Source organism: Dietzia sp. SLG310A2-38A2, assembly GCF_014145095.1.
Taxonomy (GTDB): Bacteria; Actinomycetota; Actinomycetes; order Mycobacteriales; family Mycobacteriaceae; genus Dietzia.
The window spans coordinates 1-2,739 of sequence record NZ_JAALDX010000327.1 but is presented as its reverse complement, the minus strand read 5'-3'; the positions used below and the strand labels follow the sequence as shown (position 1 = coordinate 2,739).

Genomic DNA, 2,739 nt, shown 5'->3' with positions numbered 1-2,739 from the left:
GCGCGCGGCCGACACCTACGCCGATCGGCCGGCTGCGGAGGTCGTCGCCGAACTCTGGGACCGCGCAGGACGGTAGCGGAGTCGCGGGGAGGGGGCGGGCTCAGCCGGCGCGGCGTTCGGCCTCCGCCGCGATGTCCGCCAGGTCCTTCTCCATGGCCTTACGGGTCGACCTCTCGGCGAGGCCGCCCATCACGGCCATCGCGACTCGGGAGATCGCCGGGGCGTGTGCGGTGCGGGCACCGAACCGCATCCGCAGGGTCGAGCCGGTGCCGTCGGCGTCCGGGGTCACGGTGAACACGGTCTTGTACTCGGTGCCGCCGTTCTCGGCGACGATCGCGGTGGAGTGCGGAGGCTCGGCCGCGACCACCATCATCTCCTCCGTGGCCTTCATTCCGAACATCCTGCGCGTCTCGCGCCAGCGCAGCCCCGGTTGGTAGGGGCCGGGGGTGAGGATCTCGACCGCCAGCACCCCGCTCAGGGTGCGGTGTGCGGAGGGGATGTCGGTGAGCACCGCCCAGACCGCGTCGGGGTCGGCGGCGACGTGACGGGAGAGGTCGAGGTGCATGGGGCCAGGTTACCGGCACCCCCCGGGCTGCCGGTGCGCCGGAAATGGCACCGGGCGGGCCGGACCGCGCCAGGTGCGCCGGAGCTCTCACCGGTGCGCTGAAAATGCGGAAACCGGCCCCGCCGAGGCGGGGCCGGTCACACGTGGTGCCCGTTCCAGGCTGAGCCTGGCCCGGGCGATGCGCCGTCAGGCGCGTCGGCTCAGGAGCCGAAGTTCTCGACGAATCCACCGAAGAAGCCGAGGACCTGGGCGATGAGGTCGGTGCCGAAGTCGGCGGCCTCGGAGCCGGTGTTGACGTTGGCGGAACCGGTGGCGATGCCGTTGATGAAGTCAGAGATCATGGTGTAGATCCTTTCGTCGTACCGGCGGTGGACTCTCCACCGCCGAGGTCTGCGTCGTTCGGACGCTCGTTGGGTACATCCGAACGACTGACGCCGACGTTACCCAGTCGTGACGTAGAACCCCACCTGACGAGGGGTTATGCGACCCCGGAGGTGGTAAGCCCCCATTCATAGCAACTGGAAGGCCGCGACTGGGAGTGCTCAGGTGCGAGCTATCTCACACTTTGGCCCGGGGGTCGCAACGGGAGCTCCTGACCGACCGGCCGGGGCCCTTGCGACGGGCCTAGACTCGGAGGCGTGAACGTCACTCGCCCCGCGACCCGCTCCTCCGGACCGATCCCCCTGCCCGCGGGCTTCCGCGCCCACGCGGGGGCCGCGGGTCTGCGCGAGCACGGTGACGACGTCTTCGTCGTCGTCGCCGACGGTCCCTCGGTGACCTCCTCGGCCGTGTTCACCCGTTCGCTCTTCGCCGGGCCCTCGGTCGTGCTCAGCCGGGAGAATGCGGCCGGTGGCCGGGCGCGAGGTGTGGTGGTGGTGGCCAAGAACGCCAACGTCGCCACCGGCGAGCAGGGTATGGCCGACGCGCGCGAGGTCCTGGAGCGGGCGGCCGGCGCCGTGGGCGTCGCGCCGGAAGAGTTGCTCATCGCCTCCACCGGCGTGATCGGCCGGCGCTACCCCATGCCCATCCTGCGCTCTCATCTCGACGGGTTGGCCGGTGCCGACTTCGACGCCGACGCGGTCGCACTGGCCAGCGCGATGATGACGACGGATACCCACCCCAAGACGTCTCAGGTGGAGGTGACGACGACGACGGGCGGCACCGCTCAGGTCGTGGGGATCGCCAAGGGGGTCGGGATGGTCGAACCGGACATGGCCACGATGATCGCCGTGATCTTCACCGACGCCGCCGTGGAGCCCGGTGTGCTGGACACGGCGTTCAGGGGTGCGGTGGACGACACCTTCAACTGCCTGTCCGTGGACACCGACACCTCGACCTCCGACACCGCGATCGCCCTGGCCAGCGGTGCGGCCGGGCAGGTGGACGAGGTCGAGCTGCGACGGGCCCTCGGGGCCGTGTGCCTGGACCTGACCCACCAACTGGCCCGCGACGGAGAGGGGGCGACCAAGTTGCTCACCGTCGAGGTCACCGGGGCCCGCGACCGCGACCAGGCCAAGCGCGTGGCCAAGACGATCCTCAACTCCCCGCTCGTCAAGACCGCCGTCCACGGGGCGGACCCCAACTGGGGTCGCGTCGCCATGGCGATCGGCAAATGCCAGGACGACACGGACATCGACCCGGAGCGGGTGCGCATCGTCTTCGGCGACCTCGAGACCTACCCCGCCTTCCCCGGCGAGGCCGAGCTCGAACGGCTCACCGAGATCATGCGGGCCGAGGAGGTCACGATCTCGGTCGACCTGGGTGTCGAGTCAGGCTCCGCCGACGGCGCCTGCACGGTCTACGGTTGCGACCTCTCGCGCGAGTACATCTCGATCAACGCCGACTACACGACGTGAGCCCACGTCACGACGTGAGCCCACGTCACGACGCGAGCCCGCCTCACGACGAGTGCCAAGCGGAGGACCTCGAGGCGATCCGCGCGGTCTTCGCCCGCCGGCTGTACGTCATGGACACCAAACAGTGGGACGCCTACGGGCCGTGCCACACCGAGGACGTGGTCAGCGAGTCCTGGGCGGCCGGCGGCGGGGCACCCGAGGTACGCGGTCGAGAGGCGCTCACCGCCGCGATCCGCGCGACCCTCGACGGCCGCGTCCCGGTGACGAGCGTGCACCACGCGCACACCCCGCTCCTGGAGCTGACGGGTCCGGACCCGG

The 2,739-nt window shown here is 70.8% G+C and carries 4 protein-coding genes; 2 read left to right on the top strand and 2 right to left on the bottom strand.

The genetic code is table 11. The annotated features are described in order from the left end of the window. Positions 1–100 precede the first annotated feature (100 nt). A complete protein-coding gene (locus G6027_RS11865) occupies positions 101–565 on the bottom strand; it encodes an SRPBCC family protein (RefSeq protein ID WP_182637357.1) in 465 nt (154 codons plus the stop codon). Between the two features lie 200 nt (positions 566–765). After that, positions 766–906, bottom strand: a complete 141-nt coding sequence (locus G6027_RS11860; protein ID WP_182637356.1) for a hypothetical protein — start codon at positions 904–906, stop codon at positions 766–768. A gap of 297 nt (positions 907–1,203) precedes the next feature. Here G6027_RS11860 and argJ point away from each other — a divergent pair, with 297 nt between their 5' ends. Then, the gene (argJ, locus tag G6027_RS11855; protein WP_346995712.1) at positions 1,204–2,421 is read left to right on the top strand and encodes a bifunctional glutamate N-acetyltransferase/amino-acid acetyltransferase ArgJ; all 1,218 of its coding nucleotides are present in this window, start codon (positions 1,204–1,206) and stop codon (positions 2,419–2,421) included. A 14-nt stretch (positions 2,422–2,435) separates the two neighbouring features. Continuing rightward, positions 2,436–2,739: nuclear transport factor 2 family protein (locus G6027_RS11850; protein WP_182637358.1), on the top strand; the 304-nt coding region annotated here is incomplete at its 3' end.

Excerpts from the sequence above, each read along its gene's own strand:
- G6027_RS11865 (WP_182637357.1), bottom strand. The coding sequence starts at position 565 with ATGCACCTCGACCTCTCCCGTCACGTCGCCGCCGACCCCGACGCGGTC.
- G6027_RS11860 (WP_182637356.1), bottom strand. The coding sequence starts at position 906 with ATGATCTCTGACTTCATCAACGGCATCGCCACCGGTTCCGCCAACGTC.